Consider the following 20,573-nt stretch of genomic DNA (forward strand, 5'->3'; position numbering starts at 1 on the left):
CCGCGCCTGTTTTAATTTTTACTGCTTGTGCTTGATATCGGATGCCGCCCTTTTGCCGCGCACACGACTGAACCGGGGTGGGGCTTAGAGATTTGAAAACCTGCTTCGCACAAAGCCGCTTTTCCGCAGCGCCGCTGCCAGAAAAGCGGAGACTGCAACGCCAAAGCCCGCCTGCACCAGATTGCCGGGGATTCCTGCGGCAGCGCCGACCCAGCTTTGCAGCAGCAGCGCGTCGAACAGCCAGTAGCCCGCCACCATGGGAATCTCTCCCCCAAGGGCAGCGAAAATCATGCCGTGGGTGTGGTTTCGCAAAGAGCGATATAAAAACCCGGAGGTCAGAGCCATCGCGGATTTGATTACCAGCGTGGCGGGAACGTAGACCATGTATCCGGACAGCGCGTCGGCCATGGCGGAGCCAATTCCCCCTGCCAGCGCGCCTGCCCACGGACCCAGCAAAAAGGCCCCCAGCAGAACCACCGTGTCGCCCAGATTCAGATAGCCCCCCGTGGGAGAGGGGATGCGGATGACCATGGTGGCGGCGCAGGCCAGCGCGGCCAAAAGCGCGGCGGTGACAATGCTGCGGACACGTCTGTCCACAGCGGGAAAATGCTCTGTTCCAAACCCGTTTTCCATATTCTCTGACTCCCTCCGGTATCAATTGAGCTGATTATAGCTGGTGTATGGTATGATTAAAATACCCACATTTTAAAATTTCGATAAGTTCAGATGGAGGGGAAGTCAATGCTGACCTATTCGATGGAGGACCGGGGCGGCCTGACGCTGTATGAATATCTTTATCGCCGTATTCGGGAGGACATCCTTTCGGGTGCGCTGGCTGTGGGGGAGAAGCTTCCTTCCAAGCGGGCGCTGGCGGCGCATCTGGGTGTGTCGATTATCACGGTGGAGGGGGCGTATCAGCAGCTTGAAGCGGAGGGCTATGTTCGCGCCCGACCGCGCAGCGGTTTTTTTGTGGTGCAGGTAGCGCGGAGTACCGTGCGGGGCACGCTTCCGGCGCAGCCGACCGCAGAGGATGCTCTTAGGGCGAACACGTCGCCGGAGCCGGAATGGAAGCTGGACTTGAAAACAAACCGGGTAGACGCTGCCCGGTTTCCGCTGGCGGCGTGGGCACGATTGACGCGTCAAGTGCTGGCGGAGGAAGGGGCGGCGATTCTCTCGCCCCTGCCCAATCAGGGGCTTCTGGCCCTGCGGAGGGCCATCTGCGCAGACTTGCGGGACTATCGGGGACTGCATGCCGCGCCGGAGCAGATCGTAGTGGGCGCGGGGGCGGAGTATCTTTACATTCTGCTGGCCCAGCTTCTGGGCCGGGACGCGGTGCTGGCAGTGGAGGACCCGGGCTATCAAAAAATCCGGCAGGTATATGAAAACAGCGGCGTGCGTTGTGTCTCTTTGCCGCTGGACGGAGAGGGAATGGACCCTGCCGCCCTGTGGGCCTCCGGCGCACGGGCGGCACATCTGTCCCCGGCGCACCAGTACCCCACCGGGTTGGTGACGCCTATCCGGCGGCGGCAGGAGCTGCTGCGCTGGGCGGAAGAGAAGGACCGCGTAATTATTGAGGACGACTATGACAGCGAGCTGCGTTTTACCGGACGACCCATTCCGCCCCTGCAAAGCATTGACGGTGGGGGACGGGTGGCGTATCTGAACACTTTTTCTCAGACCATCGCCCCGTCTATGCGGATGGGGTTTGCGGTACTGCCGCCAAGACTTTTGGAGCAGTACCGCAAAAAACTGGGGTTTTACGCCTGCACGGTTCCGGCGACAGAGCAGTTTGTGCTGGCCCGGTTTTTGGAGCAGGGGTACTACGAACGGCATCTCGCCCGAATGCGGACGGAGTATCGCTCCCGCCGCGCCGCCGTGCTGGAGGCATTCCGGCGCAGTTCCTTTGCCGGTCGGGTCCACATTGCGGAGCAGGGGGCGGGGCTTCACTTCCTGCTGCGACTGGATACAAACCGGAGCGACCAAGAACTGGACGCAAGGGCGCGGGCGATGGGCGTACGGCTGGGCTTTTTATCGGAATACAGCCAGCGGCGAAAGGCAGAATTTGACCACACGCTGGTGGTAAATTACGCGGGGCTGGAGCGAGAGCATCTGCCGCAGGCCATGGTGCTTCTGGCGGAGATTTTTGCGGAGTGACGCAATGGCTACTGCCCCGACAACATGCGGGCGGCGCTTGCCGTGGTCCAACCTTTCCGTTAGGCCCGATTCCCGTGTGCGTCCCCGCGTCCACTAACGGAAGGCTTGCCTAAAGCACCCACCGGCCTTACCGCCAAGTGAGAATAGTTCATGTCGGCAAAGCTGGAAAGGCAGACGCAAAAGCAGGGCTACGGCGATACGCCGCAGCCCTGCCTGATGTAAACGCCTTAGTTTAAAAAATCAGCACTTCTCGAAGATGGTGGCAACGCCCATGCCGCCGCCGATACACAGGGTGGCAAGACCCTTCTTCGCGTCGTCCCGCTTCTTCATCTCGTGGAGCAGAGTGACGATAATCCGCGCGCCGGAAGCGCCCACGGGGTGGCCCAGAGAGATAGCGCCGCCGTTGACGTTGACCTTGCTCATGTCAAACTTGAGCTCGCGGGCCACGGCGATGGACTGAGCGGCGAAAGCCTCATTGGCCTCAACCAGATCAATGTCCTCGATGGAAACGCCGGCCTTCTCCATGGCCTGACGGGAGGCGGGGACGGGGCCCACGCCCATGATCTTGGGATCCACGCCGCCCTGGCCCCAGCCAATGAGCTTGGCCATGGGCTTCAGGCCGTACTTCTTCACGGCCTCGCCGGAGGCCAGCACGATGGCGGCAGCGCCGTCGTTGATGCCGGAGGCGGAAGCGGCGGTGACGCGGGGAGTGCCCTTGTCGTCGGTTTCCTGAGCGCCGGTCAGCTCAAAGGTATGTACCACTTGAGGATTGGGGGACTCGGGACCCACGGGGAAGGCGCCCTTCATCTTCACCACGCCCTCCATGGTGGTGCCGGCGCGGGGGAATTCGTCCTTCTTGAAGTCCACAAAGTCCTTCTTGACCTTCACGGGGACGGCGACAATCTCGTCGTCGAACTTGCCGGCGGCCTGCGCGGCTTCGCACTTCTGCTGGGAGGAGACGGAAAACTCGTCCTGCTCCTTGCGGGTAATGCCCCACACGTCGCAGATGTTCTCAGCGGTGGTGCCCATGTGGTAGTTGTTGTATGCGTCCCACAGGCCGTCCTTGATCATGGAGTCCACCAGCTTCTTGTCGCCCATGCGGGCGCCCCAGCGGGCATCGGGAGCCACGTAGGGAGCTGCGGACATGTTCTCCGTGCCGCCGCAGACCACCACGTCGGAGTCGCCGGCCAGAATGGAGCGTGCACCCTCGATGACAGACTTCATACCGGAGCCGCAGACCATGCCCACCGTGTAGGCGGGAACGGCATAGGGAATCCCGGACTTGACGGCCACCTGCCGGGCCACGTTCTGGCCCAGACCTGCGGTGAGGATGCAGCCGAACATGACCTCATCCACCTGCTCGGGCTTTACGCCTGCGCGGTTTAGGGCTTCCTTAACCACGATGGCTCCAAGGTCGGCGGCGGGAACGCCCTTCAAGGCTCCGCCAAAAGAACCGATGGCTGTACGGCAGCAATTCACGACATAAAGTTCTTTCATGATGTTCCTCCATTTTTCAAATAAATTCTTTGCGCGGCAAAAACCGCTTCGGACCGTGGGAAAATTCTCCTGAAACGCGGCGGCGGAGGGGCGCGCCGGATAGCCCTGACATCTCCGCCAGAACCCTTCCGAAGAGCCCACTCCTAACTGCTGTTGACTTTATTATAGAGAAGATTTGCCTGTCCGTCAATGGTAAAAGAGGTACTTTCAAAATATTTGTTAAACTTTTGACAAAATCTCTTCCATTTTCGTCAAGGTGACGAAAATGGAAGAGATTTCAAAAAAGCATTCTAGGTTTTTCGCTGAAAAACGCGATGTTCAGCGCTTCGCGGCCCTTGCCGCGCTAAGGCTCTTATAAAACGAGTCGGCTGTGAAGTCCCCGTATTCTTTCGCCGGAACCACCTGCGCCCCCGCTGCCAGGGACTGAATATGAGAATCAAACCAAAGACCTGCTGCCGCGTCCATATCCGTGGGCAAGAGCCGCAGCAGATACACGCCGCCCTCCGTCTCCACAGGGTTGCTCCACCGGCCCTGCTCCAGTCCCTTCAGTGCCTGCTCGGCTGCCGAAGGCAGCGTCCCGTCGCCCACGGCGGCGGTGACGGTGGTGTATACCCCGTCCTTTAGCGTCGCCGGGTCCTTGTCAGGGTCCTGTTCTAAATCGGACAGGGCGGCGGCCGCCAAATCCGCGTTGGGGAATACCAGCACGTCGGCGGTGTAAACCCCGGCGGACGCGGCGAAGTCGCTGACCACTCCGTCGGCGGGGGACAGCTCGCTTTCTCCCGCCAGAGACAAGGCCCGGAGCTGCTCATAGAGATAATAGTCGGCGGTCAGAAGCTGTGCGCCCGCCCGGTCAAGGCCCATTTGCGTCAGAATATCAAGATACGCGTCCTCACCGCCGTATTCCGCGGCCTGAGCCGCCCAGTCCGAATCCATGGCGGCAAGATTTTCTGCTGTCAGCACGCAGCCCTGGGTCTGCGCCAAAGCCTCCACGGTGTCGTAAAACACTGTGGCCTCCAGTGCCTGCCGCTTCACATAGTCGTCCAAGGTCTGCCCGCCCGCGTCGGCGGACCAGTCCGGCTCGCCGCCCGCCTGCTCCGCCAGATAGTCGCAGTCGGCGGTCAACCAGTAGAAATACCGCGCCGCCGGGACCTCCCGACCGTCCACGGTCAAAAGCACCGCCTCCGGCGCAATGCCCGACGCCTCATAATAAAGGCCCGCCGGTTCCTCCGCTTTTTTGCCGCAGCCGCTCAGCAGTGTCATCACCACAAGCAGGGCCGCAAACACCCGTTTCATATGCCTGCTCCTTCCTCCCGGCGGAGCAGGCGGGCGCACTTAGCCCACCCGGCGCACGCCGAGCCACGTATTGCCCGGCCACAGGGAAACGACGGCCAGCGCCCGGGCGCGAATATTGGATGCGGGAACAAAGGGGTCCTGCCAGAAGCGGCTGTCCAGAGAGTCGTCCCGATGGTCGCCCAGCAGGAAGACGCAGCCCTCGGGCACGGTGAAGCTGTCGGTTTCCCCGCGGGAATAGGTGATCCCCTTCACGGGAAGATAGCGCTCCTCCAGCTCTGTGCCGTTAATCAGCACATTGCCGTCATAAAAGGAGACGGTTTCCCCCGGCAGGCCCACCACTCGCTTTACCAGCGTCTGGCCCAGCTCGTCGCTGTCAAAGAGAACAATGTCCCCCCGCTCCGGCGCAGGGTCGCCCAACGCATAGCTCAAATGCCAGCTCAGAAACACGGAGTGGGTGGGCAGGGTAGTTTCCATGGACCCGCTGGTGACAAAGCCCAAAAGGAAAATCCCCCGGAACAGCGCCAGCATCACAAATACGGTGATGAACAAGTATCCATAGTTGCGCAGAAATCTGCCAAAGGGAGTTCTGCCGCGCTCGTTGACGGACTTTGTCCGCTTTTTCGCCTTTTCGGGCTTTTCCGTCATAGCGGGCTTTTCTGCCGCTTCGGGCTTTTGATCCTTTTCGGGCAGCTCCTTCCGGTCCTTTTCCTCAGACATGGCCGTTCTCCTTTTCTTTCGTATCCTCCGCCGCAAGGCGCAGGTCCTCCACCAGCGCGGATGCTGTTTCCAGCACGTCCGCGCCTGGGCGCAATTGCAGGGTCAGCATGGGGATGTCCCCGGCGCTTAGAGTTAAAAGCCGCCGGTACTTCGGCAGGGCGCATACCGCCGCCAGTGCTTCCGGATGGAATACCCCCAGCTCCAGCCGCAGCCGTTCGCCCTTCTGGCTCAAATCCGTGACTCCGGTGGCCTGCGCCGCCGCGCGCAGCAGTGCCACGTCCAGCAGCGCCAGCACGGGCTTTGGCGGGTCGCCGTACCGGTCCATCAGTTCGTCCAAAAGCTCGCCGGAATCCTCCGGCGCGCGGATAGCGGCGATGCGGCGGTACAAATCCATCCGCTGCTCCGCCGAGGGGACGTACCGTTCCGGCAGGTGGGCGTTCACCGTCAAGTCGGCGGAGCATTCCGCCGCGCGGACAGGCTGCACGCCCTGCTCCTCCAGCACCGCCTCCTCCAAAAGCTTGAGATACATGTCGTAGCCAACGCTCATCATGTACCCGGACTGCTCTGGCCCCAGCAGGTTGCCCGCGCCCCGGATTTCCAAATCCCGCATGGCGATTTTAAACCCGGAGCCGAACTCCACGTATTCCCGAATGGCGCCAAGGCGCTTTTCCGCCGTCTCCTGCAAAATTTTGCCCTGGCGGTAGGTGAGGTATGCATAGGCCCGCCGGGTGCTGCGGCCGATGCGTCCGCGAAGCTGGTGGAGCTGGGCAAGTCCCATCCGGTCCGCGTCCTCAATCACCAGTGTATTCACGTTTGAGATATCAATGCCTGTTTCGATGATGGTGGTGCACACCAGCATGTCCGCTTCGCCGTCCACCATCTGGCGCATCACGTCGGACAGCTCCCGTTCGGACATTTTTCCGTGGCCCACGGCAATGCGGACCTCCGGCCCCAAAAGTTTTTGCAGCCGCCCGGCGGTGGTGGAAATGGAGTCCACCCGGTTGTGGAGGTAATAGGCCTGCCCGCCCCGGCTCAGCTCCCGGCGGATGGCGTCCGTCACGATCTGCCAGTCGTGCTCCAGCACATAGGTCTGCACCGGCTGGCGGTCGGCGGGGGGTTCCTCAATGGTGCTCATATCCCTCAGGCCCGACAGGGCCATGTTCAGCGTCCGGGGAATAGGGGTGGCGGAGAGGGTGAGGGTGTCCACCTGCTGGGCAAGCTCCCGCAGACGCTCCTTATGGGTCACGCCGAAGCGCTGCTCTTCGTCAATGACCAGAAGCCCCAGATTCTTAAACTGCATGGACTTTTGCAGCAGCTTGTGGGTGCCGATCAAAACGTCCACACCGCCGGTGCGGGCGGCCTCTAGAATGCGCTTTTGCTCCTTGGGGGAGGTGAACCGGGACAGGACCTCCACGCTGACGGGAAAGCCCGCAAAGCGGCTCATGGCGGTGGCGTAGTGCTGCTGGGCCAGAATGGTGGTGGGGACCAGAATCGCCGCCTGCTTTCCATCCAGCACACATTTCATCACGCCCCGCAAAGCCACCTCTGTCTTGCCATAGCCCACGTCGCCGCACAGCAGCCGCTCCATGGGCCGGGGCCGCTCCATGTCTGCTTTGATCTCATCAATGGCCCGGAGTTGGTCGTCTGTTTCCGGATAGGGGAATGCATCCTCAAATTCCTGCTGCCACGGGGAATCGGGAGAAAAGGCAAAGCCGGGCTGTTTTTGCCGCGCGGCATACAGGGCGATAAGGCCCTTGGCAAGATCCTTCGCCGCCGCTTTGGCCTTGGATTTGGACCGGGCCCACTCCGTTCCGCCCAGCTTGTTCAGCCGGGCGCGTCCGTCGTCCTCGCCGCCGCCGATGTACTTGCTCACCTGATCCAACGCCGTCACCGGTACGTACAGGCAGTCTCCGGCGGCGTAGTCTATCTTGATATAGTCCTTTTCCACGCCGTCCACCGGCATCCTCCGGATGCCTGAGAACCGGCCCACGCCGTGCTGGGCGTGGACCACCAGATCACCGGGGGAAAGATCGGTAAAGGACTGAAGCTTCTGCCGTCCGGAGTCCTGCTTCAGCTTCCGCCGCTTCTGCGCGGCGGGAGCGAGCTGCCCCTCCGTCAGCACCGCAAGGCGAAGCTGGGGCCACTCGCTGCCCGCGTTCAGCGTTCCGGCAGTCAGCCGCACTTCGCCCGGGGCCGGCATGGCGGTGTTGCGCAGGTCCAGCGCGGCGGGAATGTTTCGGTCCTCCAGCAGCCGCAGTAAATTCTTAGCCCGGGCTTCGCCGCCGCAGAGAATCAAAACGCCGTACTGTGCCGCCCGGTAGTGATTTAAGTCCTCGGCTGCGGTTTCAAGGCTTCCGCCGTAGGAGGGAAGCTGCTTTGTGGTGAGGTTGATCAGCACCTTGGGGGGGATGGGATAGCGGGAGGTGGGCAATGCTGTCTCCATCACACAGGGGAAATCCGCCAGACGGGAAAACAACTCCTCGGCGGTCATGGTGAGACGGGAGAAAGCTCCCGCCAAAACCCCGGCTTCCATCAGGGCCTCCGTATCCTGCTTCGCTTGTAGAACAAAGCCCTTTACGCGCTCTTCCACCCGGGCCGTTTCGCTGAAAAAGATCAACGAGTCCGGAGGGAGGTAGTCCAGCCCCCAGGCAGGTTCGGGGTACACGGCCGCAAGATATCGGTCCGCGCCGCTTAAAGAGGCCCCGTCCCGCAGACGGGCCGCATCTGCCCGCAAAGACGATGCGGCGGGGGAGGACGGGTCCTTTTTCTCCAGCTTTTCCGCCTCTTTTTCAAGAGACGCGGCAAGCCCTTCGATTCCGCCGTTTGCCTGATGGGGCAGTACCTCGGCGGCGGGAAGCAGCAGGGCGGACTTCACATTTTTCACCCGGCGCTGACTTGCGGGGTCGAACAGACCCATGGAGTCAATCTCGTCGTCGAACAGCTCACAGCGCACCGGCTGGTCCATCAGGGGGGAGAACACATCCAGAATCCCACCCCGGACGGCAAATTGTCCCACGCCCTCCACTTGCTCACAGCGGGCGTAGCCTGCGGCGGTCAGCTCCTCGGAAAGTTTGTTTAAATCCAGCCGTCCGCCTACCTTCAGGGTCCGCGTGGCGGAGGACAGCAGCTTTTTTGGCTGCGTCCGGGCCATCAGCGCGTCCACCGTGGCAATACAGACGGAAACGTGCCCGCGGGTCAGGGCGTACAGCGCGGCAAGCCGGTTTTGCTCCCACGCGCGGGAAGCCACCGCCCCCGCCCGGAACTGCCACTCCCGGCCAAGCAGAACCACTGGCTCCGCCCCTGTTATGGCCCGCAAATCCCCCGCCAGCCGCCGGACCTCCTGCTCGTCGCCGCACAAAAAGACGGCGGGGCGGTCCATAGGCGCGGCAATGGCCGCGCCCACAAGGGCGCGGTGCGCGTTTTGAAGGCCGGAGACAGCCAAGGGGCTTCTGCCGCTTTCAAGGCTGGCCACGGCCTCCCGTAGCTCCGGAAGCTCATTCAGTTTTTTCAGGAGTTGTTCCATACACGTTCCTTTTTGACGCGCCTGCGGCGCAAGATTGGGCTTGACGCTCCGGCGTTCAGTTATAGAGATTCATGGCCTTTTGGCAGTCTCCCTGCCCGATGATGCACTCAGCGGCATCAATGGCCCGACCGAATACCTCCAGCAGGGCCTTCCGCTCGGCCTGAGAGGGAACGCCGATCACCCAGTCGATCATGTCCCGCTCCCCGGCGGCTCCGCCGGGGTCGCCCACGCCGATTTTTACACGGGGGAACTGATCGGTGCCAAGGTGAGCGATGATGCTCTTGATGCCGTTGTGGCCTCCGGCAGAGCCGGAGGGACGCACCCGCAGTTTTCCAACGGGCAGGGATACATCGTCGTAAATCACCAGCACCCGCTCGGGGGGGATTTTATAGAACCGGGCGGCCTCGCCCACGGCTTCGCCGGAGAGGTTCATAAAGGTCTGGGGCTTCATCACCAGAACCCGCGCCCCGCCAAAGTGCAGAATATTGTATGCGGACTTAAACTTCACCTTGTTCAGCTTAACCCCCTGCTTCTCTGCCAGCAGGTCCACGGTGAGAAAGCCCATATTGTGCCGGGTCTTGGCGTATTTTTCGCCGGGATTTCCAAGACCGGCCAAAATCCACTCCGCCCCGGAGGACTTGTTTCCAAACAACATGGCTTTATTTCCCTTTGTATTAGAATTTACCCCGTTGGGGGGTCCATCTGTCTTTGCTTGCTCCATCAAGGTTAGCCGCCGGGATTCGGCGTGCTTCTTTCCGTAAGTCCGCCACTCTGAAAGTGGAAAAAGGAAGGGGACTTTGGGTAGCTTCAATACACACAAGGCGGGAAGAACCTCTCCCCGCCCTGTGGATTCAGTTTCGCCGGGGCTCTCCTCAGCGGAACAGCTTGGAGATGGAAACTTCTTGATAGATACGCTCGATGGCCTCGGCAAACAGAGGCGCCACGGGGAGATACTTGATCCGCTCGGATTTACCCGCGTCGATGGGAGCGATGGTATCCAGCAGGGCCACCTCGGAGATGACGCTGTTATTGATGCGCTCAATGGCGGGGCCGGAGAGAACGCCGTGGGTGGCGCAGGCGCACACGCTCTTCGCGCCGCCAACGTCCATCAGCGCCTGCGCGGCGTTGCACAAAGACCCGCCGGTATCCACCATGTCGTCGTAAATGATGCAGTCCATGCCCCGGACGTCGCCGATGACGTTCATCACCTCGCAGCTATTGGCCTTCTGGCGGCGCTTATCCACAATCGCCAGATTCATATGCAGCTTCTGGGCAAAGGCACGGGCACGGGCCACGCTGCCAACGTCGGGAGACACCACCATCATGTTCTCGCAGTTTGCGCCGAACTTCTTGGCATAGTAATCCACAAAAATGGGGTTGCCCGCCAGATTGTCCACGGGAATATCGAAAAAGCCCTGAATCTGAGAGGCGTGCAAATCCATGGTCAGCACCCGGTCCGCGCCGGCGGCGGTGAGCATGTTGGCCACCAGCTTCGCGGTGATGGGGTCCCGGGCCTTGGCCTTGCGGTCCTGCCGGGCATAGCCGTAGTAGGGCATCACGGCGGTGATGCGTCCGGCGGAGGCGCGCTTGAGCGCGTCGATCATAATGAGCAGCTCCATGAGATTGCTGTTGACGGGGGAAGAGGTGGACTGGACCACGAACACGTCGCTGCCTCGGACCGTCTCATACAGAGAGACAAAAATCTCGCCGTCGGAAAAGGTACCCACCTCCGACTCGCCCAGTTTGGTCCCCATAAATTTGCAGATATCCGCCGCGAGATGGGGATTGGAGTTGCCGCAGAATACCTTGACGTCCTTGCCGTGAGAAATCATAACAACGCCCTCTTTCTTATGTAGTAAGTATATTGTAAAAAATTATACCCGATTATACGCTTATTTACCGTGCATTTTCCGCCGCCGGGCGGCCCAGCCGTCCTTGTTTTCCTGCTGCACCCGGGCAACGGCCAGCGCGTCGTCCGGCACGTCCTTGGTGATGGTGGCGCCCGCCGCGATGTAGCTGCCCGTTCCCACGCGCACCGGAGCCACCAAATTGGTGTTGCAGCCGATAAAGGAATCATCCCCGATGGTGCAGCGGTATTTGTGGAACCCGTCGTAATTAGTAGTGATGGTGCCGCAGCCGAAGTTGACGTGCTTACCCACGTCGCTGTCGCCCACGTAGGTGAGATGGGAAATTTTTGTCCCGTCGCCGATCACGGAATTTTTGACCTCTACAAAGTCGCCCACCTTCACACCGTCTCCAATGGCGGAGCCGGGGCGGACGTAGGCAAATGGTCCCACATGGGTTCCGCTGCCAACAGAGGATTCAAAAATTTGCGAGGCGTTGATCTCCGTCCCGTCCCCCACGGAGCACTCCCGCACCACGGAGTTGGGGCCAATCACGCAGTCCCGACCGATGACGGTGTTCCCCCGCAAAATGGTTCCGGGCAGGAGAAAGCTCCCCCGGCCGATCTCCACCCGGGGGTCGATGTACACGGCGGCGGGGTCCAGCATCCGCACGCCGCCTGCAAGGTGCCGCCCTACGACCTCGTTCCGCAGGTGCGGCTCCACATTTTGAATGTCCTCGTCAGAGTTGAGGGCAATCCAGCCCTTCTCGCCGTCCACATTCTGCAAGAAAATGGTGGCGGCGGATTTCCAGCCCTCCGCCAAGGCGGAGCCTTCGGCGGAATAGACGTATCCCTCGCCAGCACGGGACGCGGGAATCACCGGCCGGGGCACCACAATCACCCGCTCTGCGCCGGACACAAAGTCCAGCAGGGGCGGATGTGCATCCGACAGCTCCACGTCCGCCTCCGGCGGGAAGCAGGCCCGGGCTTTTTCGGCATACTCCGCCCCGCAGACAACAAAAAACCGCTCTACGCCGTCGCCTTCCAGCTTGCGGGCCACCCACGACAGGATGGGGCAAAACAGAATGTCTTTCAGCATCAGCGGTTCTCTCTGCTCCGGGTCCGGGGAAGCCGTCAGGAAAATAACTGCGCGTTTTTGATCCATCGGTATCCTCTCCCTGAGAAAAATCCGGCGGCGCAAGCGCCCCGCCGGTCACCGCGGCCTCCGCCGCAGGATTGGTTGCAAAGACATTATAGCAAAGATTTAAGGAAAATCCAGTGTTTGTAGGTAAATTGTTTCAGAAAATTCTGGTTCTCTTTCGGCAAAACAACCATTTTGCAAAAAATATGTTGAAATTTCACAGTTTTTCAAAGCGTCGGACTGTGACTTCGGCATTTCGCAGAATTTCTCATGGGATTGCAGTTGTTTTCTCTAAAAAATCGGTTTTTTCCCATAAAGAGGTTGAATTTGCGCGGGTTATGGATTACAATTGACCCGTTCATGCAAATGGAGGGATTCGATGCTCAATGTGGTTCTGGTAGAACCTGAAATTCCGCAGAATTGCGGAAATGTGGCCCGCACCTGCGCCGCAACCGGCGCGCGTCTCCACCTGATCCGCCCGCTGGGGTTTGACATCTCGGACAAGGCCGTGAAGCGGGCAGGGCTGGATTACTGGCATCTGGTGGAGGTTTTTGACTACGAAAATCTGGACGACTTTTTTTGCCGCAATCCTGACGCAAGGGATATCTGGCTTACCACCACAAAGGCGCCCCGCTCCTATGCCGAGGCGGAGTTTCGAGACGGCTGCTGGCTGTTTTTCGGAAAGGAGACGGCGGGCCTGCCGGAGGACTTCCGCAAGGCACATCGGGAGCGCTGCATCCGCCTTCCCATGCGGGAGGAGGCCCGAAGCCTGAACCTGAGCAATACCGTGGCGGTGTGCGTGTATGAAGCGCTGCGCCAAACAGGCTTTTCCGGCCTTGCGGGGGAGGGAGAGATGGCGCAACCGCGCTGACGCCCCGCGTTTTGCCCGCCTGAGGGGAATGGCCCGCGCCGCCTGCGGATTTGAGAGGTTTTGTGCCCCGCCGGTTGGACGGGTGACATTGAGAGGGAGGATGCTTTATGAACTACAATAAGAAAACCGTCAGGGACGTGGATGTAAAAGGCAAGAAGGTTTTGCTGCGGTGCGATTTTAATGTGCCGCTGGATAAAGCCACCGGAGCAATCACCAGCGACAAGCGCATTACGGCGGCGCTGCCCACCATTCAATATCTCCTTGAAAACGGCGCGGCGGTTATCGCCTGCTCTCACATGGGAAAACCCAAGGGAGAGCGGAAAATGGAGCTGAGTCTGGCCCCCGTGGCAAAACGACTGGGGGAGCTTTTGGGCAGAGAAGTGATGTTTGCTGCCGACACTGTGGGTCCTGACGCGAAGGCAAAGGCCGAAGCGCTGAAACCGGGCGAGGTTTTGCTGTTGGAAAACACCCGCTTTGAGCCGGGAGAGACGAAAAACGACCCTCAGCTTGCAAAAAGTCTGGCCTCCATGGCGGCGCTGTTTGTGTCCGACGCGTTTGGCTCCGTTCATCGGGCCCACGCCTCCACCGTGGGCGTGGCGGAGTTTCTCCCCGCCGTGTCCGGGTTCTTGGTGGCACGGGAGCTTGAGGTGATGGGCAAGGCGCTGGACGACCCAAAGCGGCCCTTTGTGGCGGTTTTGGGCGGGGCAAAAGTCTCCGACAAGATCAACGTTATCGGAAACCTTTTGAACAAGGCCGACACCGTGATCATCGGCGGCGGTATGGCCTATACCTTTATAAAGGCACAGGGCGGCTCTATTGGAACATCTCTTCTGGAAGAAGATAAGCAGGCGCTGGCGCTTGAGACACTGGTCGCCGCTCAGGAAAAGGGCGTGAAGCTTCTTCTGCCGGTGGATACGCTGGCGGCGAAGGAATTTTCCGCCGACGCGCAGCCCGTTGCCATGGACGTCACCGCCATTCCCGAGGATATGATGGGCCTTGACATCGGACCGAAGACCGTGGAACTCTTCTGCGGCGCGCTTGAAGGTGCGGGCACCGTTGTGTGGAATGGCCCTATGGGCGTGTTTGAGTTCGACGCGTTCGCCGGCGGCACCCGCGCCATGGCCCGGGCAATCGCGGAAAGCGGCGCGGTAAGCATCGTGGGCGGCGGAGACAGCGCCGCAGCGGTGGAGCAGATGGGCTATGCCGACAGAATTACACATATCTCCACGGGGGGCGGGGCCTCTCTGGAATTTTTAGAGGGCAAAGAGCTGCCCGGCGTGGCCTGCCTGCAAGACAGATAAATGTTCAGACCCGCCTTGCCCGGTCCGGGTTCCTCCGGTCCTCCGTCAGCCTTGAAGCTGCCTTTCCCCGCCGGGCGTTTCCCCATGCTTGTGGAATAACCGAAACATACAGAAAAGGAAGTATCGCTATGAATCGTCGCTACCGTAAAACCGTAATCGCCGGCAACTGGAAAATGAACATGACTGCCACTGAGACGAAGAAGTTTGCCGAGGAAATGAAGAAAATTATGCCCAGAGCCAAGTGGTGCGACACGTTGATCTGCGTCCCCGCCTGCAACATTTCAGCGGCTTTGCGGGCGTTTAAGGACCTGCGGATTTCCGTGGGTGCGGAAAATGTATATTTTGAGGAAAAAGGCGCCTACACCGGGGAAATTTCCGCCGGTATGCTGCGGGATTTGGGCGTAAAGTACGTAATTGTGGGCCACAGCGAGCGGCGGGAGAAGTTCGGAGAGACGGACGCAGGCGTAAATAAAAAGGTCCACGCCGTGCTTGCCGAGGGCATGAGCCCTATTATCTGCGTAGGAGAGAGCTTGGAGCAGCGGGAGATGGGTGTGACAAACGAGTGGGTGACGCTTCAGGTGAAAAGCGCGCTGCACGGCGTTCCCGCCGATAAGCTGCGCCGGTGCATCGTGGCCTACGAGCCCATCTGGGCCATTGGCACCGGAAAAACCGCCACGACGGAGCAGGCGGGCGAGGTGTGCGGCAATATCCGCGCCACCATCCGCGCGCTTTACGGGGCGCGGGTTGCCCGGTCCGTCACCATTCAATACGGAGGGTCTATGACCCCCCAGAACGCGGCGGAGCTGCTGGCCCAGCCCGACATCGACGGCGGACTGATCGGCGGCGCATCCCTGAAGCCGGAGCAGTTTGTGGAGATTGTCAACGCAGCCAATCAGGATTGAGCCGCACCGCGTGTTTCTTCGCCGCAATTTTTCGGCGGGGAAGCGGGACGCGTCCCCCATGTGGCCGGGCCGGGGTCCGGAACCATCGGCTGAGTCAGAAAGAGGTACTTTTATGAATAAAACTCCCACAACGCTGATTATTATGGACGGCTACGGCCTGTCCGACAGTCAGCGGGGAAACGCGGTGCGGGCGGCGAAAACGCCCTGCCTCGATCAGTTTTTTAAGGAATTTCCCCATACCACCCTCTCCGCCTCCGGGCTGGACGTGGGTCTGCCCGCCGGGCAGATGGGCAACAGCGAGGTGGGCCACACAAACATCGGCGGCGGCCGGGTGGTGTTTCAGGACCTGCCCCGGCTGAACAACGCCGTGGCCGACGGCTCGTTTTTTGAAAATCCCGCCTATCTTCACGCGATGAATGCCTGCGCAGAAAAGGGGACGGCCCTGCACTTGATGGGCCTTTTGTCCGACGGCGGCGTGCATTCCCACATCGACCACCTCTTTGCCCTTTTGAAGCTGGCGAAGGAGAAGGGCCTTGAAAAGGTCTATATCCATGCGTTTTTGGACGGACGGGACACCTCTCCCCAGTCGGGCGCGGAGTTTGTGGCCCGGACCGTGGAAAAGTGCCGCATGCTTGGCGTTGGAAAAATTGCCACCGTCATGGGCCGCTACTATGCGATGGACCGGGACAAACGCTGGGATCGGCTGGAGCAGGCGTATGACGCCATGGTATACGGCGAGGGCGTGGAAACCAATCCCGACGCCGTGGCCGCGGTGCGGGATTCCTATGAAAAGGGTGTGACCGACGAATTTGTGGAGCCGGTGGTCTGCGACGAGGCCGGTACCGTGGGCGACAACGACAGTGTGATTTTCTTCAACTACCGTCCCGACCGGGCGAGGGAGCTGACACGCGCGCTGGTGGACCCCGCGTTTGACGGCTTTACCCACCAGTATTTCCCCGTGACCTTTGTGTGCACCACGGAGTATGACGCTTCTATGCCTAACGTGGAGGTGGCGTTTCCTCGGCTGAGTGTGCGCAACGGGTTGGGAGAGTATCTCAGCACGCTGGGGATGACCCAGCTTCGCATTGCGGAGACGGAGAAATACGCCCATGTGACTTTCTTCTTTAACGGTGGAACCGAGACGGTGTTCCCCGGCGAGGACCGGGTGCTGGTGGCATCGCCCAAGGTACCTACCTATGACCTTCAGCCGGAAATGAGCGCCGCAGAGGTCTGCGAAAAGTGTGTGGAGCGCATTGAGTCCGGGGCGTACGACGTGATTGTTTTGAACTTTGCCAACTGCGACATGGTGGGGCACACCGGCATGCTCGACGCGGCGGTGAAGGCCGTGGAGACTGTGGACGAGTGCGTGGGCAAGGTGGTGAATGCCACGCTGAAAATGGGCGGCATCGCCATGATTACCGCCGACCACGGCAACGCAGAGGAGCTGGAGCAGCCGGACGGCAGCCCCTTCACTGCCCACACCACCAATCCGGTGCCCTTTATCCTCTGCGGCGCAGGCAGTGAGCTGCGCCGTGGCGGGAAGCTGGCGGACATTGCTCCCACGATTCTGGACGTGATGGGTCTTGCCTGTCCCGAAGAGATGACGGGCGAGACGCTGATTATAAAATAAGACACTCATAAAATTGAGACAGCGAACCGCCCGGGCGCAAATATTTTTGCGCCCGGGCGGAAATGTATAGTTTTTCCTTTCCTTGGACATACTGCGGGTAAACCAATGGAAAGGACGGTTTTCTATGAACAAACCCAATATGCCGAAAACGGTGCTGGGCGGAGCAGGCTTCTACATAGTCCTGCTCTTGAGCTTGGCGATTGTGGGAGCTTCGGGCTATGCCATTTTGTTTCACGGCGGCAGCACAGCGAGGGAGGATCCGGATGCGTCCACCGCCGCGCCGGACGCGGACCTCTTCGATGATCTGGATCCCAACGGGCCATCGCTGGAGATTCTGGAGCCGGAGACGCTGAAGGTTCCGGATCAGGGTGTTACGGTACAGGCGCCGGTGCAGATGCCCTCTGTGGAGGTGGACGACACACCGGTGAAGCCCATCGCCCCCAGCCTTATCGTCTGGCCCCTGCGGGGCGCGGTGGTGTCGGCCTTCAGTGTGGACGCGCTGAGCTATGATGAAACCATGGGCGATTGGCGGACCCACGCGGGCGTGGATTTGGCTGCCGAGGTGGGGACCCAGGTGATGGCCGCCTGTGCCGGAAAAGTAACCTCCGTGGAAGACAATCCCCTGATGGGGACCACCGTGGTGATCGAGCACGACGGTGGCTATGTGACCACCTATGCCAATTTGCAGACTGTACCCGCCGTCAAGGCCGGAGATACAGTTTCCGCCGGTCAGATTATCGGAGCGGTGGGCTCCACCGCCATTGCGGAAGCCGCCCTGCCCCCCCATTTGCACTTTGCCGTGGAAAAGGACGGAGACGCGGTGAACCCCCAGACATTTTTAGAGGACTGAAAAAAAGGCGCGCCGTCAGGCGCGCCTTTTTTGTTTTCAGGGCCGCTTGTCCGGAAGAATGGTAATGTGTTTGTGGTAGGTCCAGCGGAAAAACACAAGAGACAGAATAAAGGCCGCAATCTCTGCAATCGGGAAGGCCCACCAGATCAGCCCCAGATCACCCCGCAGACTCAGAAGCCATGCCGCGGGCAGCAGCAGGATTAGCTGGCGGGTGAGGGAAACAAGCATACTGAGAAAGCTGTTTCCCAGAGCCTGAAACATTCCGCTGCAAGCGATACCCACGGCGGCCATGGGGAAGGTAAGACTGATAATCCGCAGCGCGGGCGCGCCGATGTCCAGCATTTCCTCCGAAGCGTCAAACAGCGCCAGCAGCTCTCCCGGGAACAGATAGAACAGTAGCGTTCCGGCCACCATGATGCATGCCGCCGTGGCAAGGCTTATTTTAAACGCCTGCAAAATGCGATGCTTGTTTTGTGCGCCATAGTTATAGGCCACAATGGGAATCATGCCGTTGTTCAGGCCAAACACCGGCATAAAGACAAAACTCTGGAGCTTGAAATACGCGCCAAATACAGAGGCTGCGGTGGTAGTGAAGGGAATCAGGATGCGATTCATCCCGTAGACCATGACGGAGCCGATGGCCTGCATAATGATGGAGGGCACGCCGATGAGATAGATGTCCCGAATCAACTCGCCGCTGGGGCGAAAGCCCTTAAACCGCAGAGGAACCTCCGGGTTTTTGGTGAGGCAGAAGAACAGGGAAAGCGCCATGCCGCACAATTGACCAAAAACCGTGGCCACCGCCGCGCCCGTCACGCCCATCCGGGGCGCGCCCAGCAGGCCAAAAATCAGAATGGGGTCCAGGATGATGTTGATAATGGCCCCGAGTCCCTGAGTAAACATGGTGTAAAGGGTACGCCCTGTGGACTGAAGCAGGCGCTCAAAGGTAATGCCGAAAAATAGGCTGAAGGACCCGCAGGCGCAGATGGTGAGATAGGAAATCCCGCCCGCGACAATCTCTTCCACATCGGTCTGGGACTGAAAAAACGGTGCGGAGCCGAAGGCCCCGACAAAAATAAACAGAAGGGAACTCAGTGCCGCCAGAAACACGCCGTTCAGCGCCACCTTTTGCACCCGTTTTAAATCCCCCGCGCCCAGCGCCCGGCTCAGCAGCGCGTTGATACCCACGGCGGTGCCGGTGGACACGGCGATCATCAGTATCTGAATCGGAAAGGCCAGAGAAACCGCGGTAAAAGCGTTTTCCGACACGCGGGCCACAAAAAAGGCGTCCACCACGTTGTACAGCGCCTGCACCAGCATAGAAACCATCATGGGCAGGGACATATTGAATACCAGCTTGCCGACGGGCATAACACCCATTTTGTTTTCGGCGGGTTTGTGCATGTTTTCTTCCATTGAGTACTCTCTTTCTCCATATTGACAAAACCGCCCCGCAGGGGCGGGCGGCCCATCGGGGCCGAGGGATGGCAGCGCGCGGGAACGGCAGACCACCGCCCTACGAAAAACGGCGCGGCCATCAGCCGCGCCGCAATCTGCGCAAATGCATTCAGTTTAAGGGTCTGGGGAATCCAGCGTGTACATGGGCGGCGGCGTTTATTTTTTCAATTCGCCGGTGGCGGACGCGGTGAGATAGGCGTTGATAAACCCGTCAATGTCGCCGTCCATCACTCCATTGATATTGCTTGTCTCAAAACCTGTGCGGGTGTCCTTGGCCATGGTGTAGGGCATAAAGACATAGGAGCGGATCTGGCTGCCCCACTCAATCTTCATCTGCACGCCCTTAATGTCCGAAATCTTCTCCGCGTGCTGCTGGGCCTTCAGCTCCAAAAGCTTTGCCCGCAGCATCTTCATACAGTTATCCTTGTTTTGAAACTGGCTGCGCTCCGTCTGGCAGGAGACGATCACCCCCGTGGGCAAGTGAATCAGGCGCACAGCGGAAGAGGTTTTGTTAATGTGCTGCCCGCCGGCGCCGGAGGCGCGGTAGACCTGCATCTCGATGTCCTCGGGGCGAATCTCCACCTCCGCGTCGTCCGGGAGGTCGGGCATGACCTCCAGCGCGGCAAAAGAGGTCTGCCGGCGGGCGTTTGCGTCGAAGGGGGAAACCCGCACCAGACGGTGCACCCCATGCTCGCTTTTCAAAAAGCCGTAGGCATTTTCACCCTCGATGGAAATGGTGGCGGATTTGATACCCGCCTCCTCGCCGTCTTCAAAATCCAGAATCTGATATTTGAAGTCGTGGCGCTCCGCCCAGCGGGTGTACATCCGATAGAGCATCCCGGTCCAGTCCTGCGCCTCGGTGCCGCCCGCTCCGGCGTGGAAGGACAAAATGGCGCTGCAATTGTCATACTCGCCGGAGAGGAGGGTGGAGAGCCGCTGCTCGGAAATCTCCTCCTCCAGACGGGCATAGCCTGTCTTCAATTCTTCCAGAAGGGAGGCGTCGTCCTCCTCCTGCCCCATTTCGCACAGGGTTTTCAAATCCTCCAGCTCGCCGACCATTTTCTCATAACGGCCCAGCTTGCCCTGCAAGCGCTTGAGCTGCTGCTGCACCTTCTGGGAGCGCTCCAAATCGTTCCAAAACTCCGGCTCGCCGGTCTGGGCCTCCAGACTGTCGGCCTCCCGTCTGGCGGAATCGATATCCAGCGCCGCGCCCAGCTTTTCAAGCTCTGGCCCAAGGGCGCTCAGTCGCTGCTTATATTCGTCATATTCGATCAAAGCCATGATTGATTCTCCATTTCGCGTATTTCATCAGCCAAAACATTATATAGGAGTTTTCCCCGTTTGTAAAGGAAAACAGCGGCAGAACCGTTACAATTCCGCCGCCGCCATCCTT

Annotated in this window: 16 protein-coding genes; 6 read left to right on the plus strand and 10 right to left on the minus strand. The window is 60.0% G+C overall.

Annotated elements, in window-relative coordinates:
- Positions 1 to 84: 84 nt before the first annotated feature.
- Complete coding sequence (locus tag RTU96_RS08650) at positions 85 to 633, minus strand: ECF transporter S component (protein ID WP_312636135.1); 549 nt, start codon at positions 631 to 633, stop codon at positions 85 to 87.
- 108 nt (positions 634 to 741) lie between these two features.
- Here RTU96_RS08650 and RTU96_RS08655 point away from each other — a divergent pair, with 108 nt between their 5' ends.
- Complete coding sequence (locus RTU96_RS08655) at positions 742 to 2,154, plus strand: PLP-dependent aminotransferase family protein (RefSeq protein WP_312636136.1); 1,413 nt, start codon at positions 742 to 744, stop codon at positions 2,152 to 2,154.
- A gap of 240 nt (positions 2,155 to 2,394) precedes the next feature.
- On the opposite strand, the gene RTU96_RS08660 is transcribed toward RTU96_RS08655, so the two are convergent.
- From RTU96_RS08660 to RTU96_RS08690, 7 genes are all read right to left on the minus strand, one after another.
- Entirely contained in the window at positions 2,395 to 3,651 is a 1,257-nt protein-coding gene (locus tag RTU96_RS08660) for an acetyl-CoA C-acetyltransferase (protein WP_293009266.1), read from the minus strand.
- Between the two features lie 318 nt (positions 3,652 to 3,969).
- Complete coding sequence (locus RTU96_RS08665; RefSeq protein WP_312636137.1) at positions 3,970 to 4,944, minus strand: peptidylprolyl isomerase; 975 nt, start codon at positions 4,942 to 4,944, stop codon at positions 3,970 to 3,972.
- A 39-nt stretch (positions 4,945 to 4,983) separates the two neighbouring features.
- Positions 4,984 to 5,661: a signal peptidase I gene (lepB, locus tag RTU96_RS08670; protein WP_312636138.1), complete on the minus strand. Its 678-nt coding sequence runs from the start codon at positions 5,659 to 5,661 to the stop codon at positions 4,984 to 4,986.
- Positions 5,654 to 9,184 (minus strand): transcription-repair coupling factor, encoded by a 3,531-nt coding sequence (mfd, locus tag RTU96_RS08675; RefSeq protein ID WP_312636141.1) that lies wholly within the window; start codon positions 9,182 to 9,184, stop codon positions 5,654 to 5,656. Before mfd ends, lepB begins: the two co-directional genes overlap by 8 nt.
- A 55-nt stretch (positions 9,185 to 9,239) precedes the next feature.
- Complete coding sequence (gene pth, locus RTU96_RS08680) at positions 9,240 to 9,839, minus strand: aminoacyl-tRNA hydrolase (protein WP_312636202.1); 600 nt, start codon at positions 9,837 to 9,839, stop codon at positions 9,240 to 9,242.
- A 217-nt stretch (positions 9,840 to 10,056) separates the two neighbouring features.
- Positions 10,057 to 11,016, minus strand: a complete 960-nt coding sequence (locus tag RTU96_RS08685; protein WP_312636142.1) for a ribose-phosphate pyrophosphokinase — start codon at positions 11,014 to 11,016, stop codon at positions 10,057 to 10,059.
- Between the two features lie 60 nt (positions 11,017 to 11,076).
- Complete coding sequence (locus RTU96_RS08690; RefSeq protein ID WP_312636144.1) at positions 11,077 to 12,192, minus strand: DapH/DapD/GlmU-related protein; 1,116 nt, start codon at positions 12,190 to 12,192, stop codon at positions 11,077 to 11,079.
- 355 nt (positions 12,193 to 12,547) lie between these two features.
- Here RTU96_RS08690 and RTU96_RS08695 point away from each other — a divergent pair, with 355 nt between their 5' ends.
- The 5 genes from RTU96_RS08695 (at position 12,548) to RTU96_RS08715 (ending at position 17,722) form a co-directional block, all read left to right on the plus strand.
- Positions 12,548 to 13,039: a tRNA (cytidine(34)-2'-O)-methyltransferase gene (locus RTU96_RS08695; RefSeq protein ID WP_293009259.1), complete on the plus strand. Its 492-nt coding sequence runs from the start codon at positions 12,548 to 12,550 to the stop codon at positions 13,037 to 13,039.
- Positions 13,040 to 13,146: 107 nt separating this feature from the next.
- Positions 13,147 to 14,340, plus strand: coding sequence for a phosphoglycerate kinase (locus RTU96_RS08700; RefSeq protein ID WP_312636146.1), 1,194 nt, complete (start codon positions 13,147 to 13,149; stop codon positions 14,338 to 14,340).
- 128 nt (positions 14,341 to 14,468) lie between these two features.
- Positions 14,469 to 15,242: a triose-phosphate isomerase gene (gene tpiA / locus RTU96_RS08705; RefSeq protein WP_293009257.1), complete on the plus strand. Its 774-nt coding sequence runs from the start codon at positions 14,469 to 14,471 to the stop codon at positions 15,240 to 15,242.
- 112 nt (positions 15,243 to 15,354) lie between these two features.
- Complete coding sequence (gpmI, locus tag RTU96_RS08710; RefSeq protein ID WP_312636147.1) at positions 15,355 to 16,872, plus strand: 2,3-bisphosphoglycerate-independent phosphoglycerate mutase; 1,518 nt, start codon at positions 15,355 to 15,357, stop codon at positions 16,870 to 16,872.
- Between the two features lie 124 nt (positions 16,873 to 16,996).
- Positions 16,997 to 17,722 carry a M23 family metallopeptidase gene (locus RTU96_RS08715; protein WP_312636148.1) on the plus strand — a complete coding sequence of 242 codons (726 nt, stop codon included), beginning with the start codon at positions 16,997 to 16,999 and terminating at the stop codon, positions 17,720 to 17,722.
- 36 nt (positions 17,723 to 17,758) lie between these two features.
- On the opposite strand, the gene RTU96_RS08720 is transcribed toward RTU96_RS08715, so the two are convergent.
- Together RTU96_RS08720 and prfB are read right to left on the minus strand one after the other, a co-directional pair.
- Positions 17,759 to 19,138, minus strand: coding sequence for an MATE family efflux transporter (locus RTU96_RS08720; RefSeq protein WP_312636149.1), 1,380 nt, complete (start codon positions 19,136 to 19,138; stop codon positions 17,759 to 17,761).
- Between the two features lie 198 nt (positions 19,139 to 19,336).
- Positions 19,337 to 20,461: a peptide chain release factor 2 gene (gene prfB / locus RTU96_RS08725; RefSeq protein ID WP_294857133.1), complete on the minus strand. Its 1,125-nt coding sequence runs from the start codon at positions 20,459 to 20,461 to the stop codon at positions 19,337 to 19,339.
- Positions 20,462 to 20,573 lie beyond the last annotated feature (112 nt).

The sequence above is a fragment of the Oscillibacter sp. genome (assembly GCF_032018205.1).
Lineage (GTDB): Bacteria > Bacillota > Clostridia > Oscillospirales > Oscillospiraceae > Oscillibacter.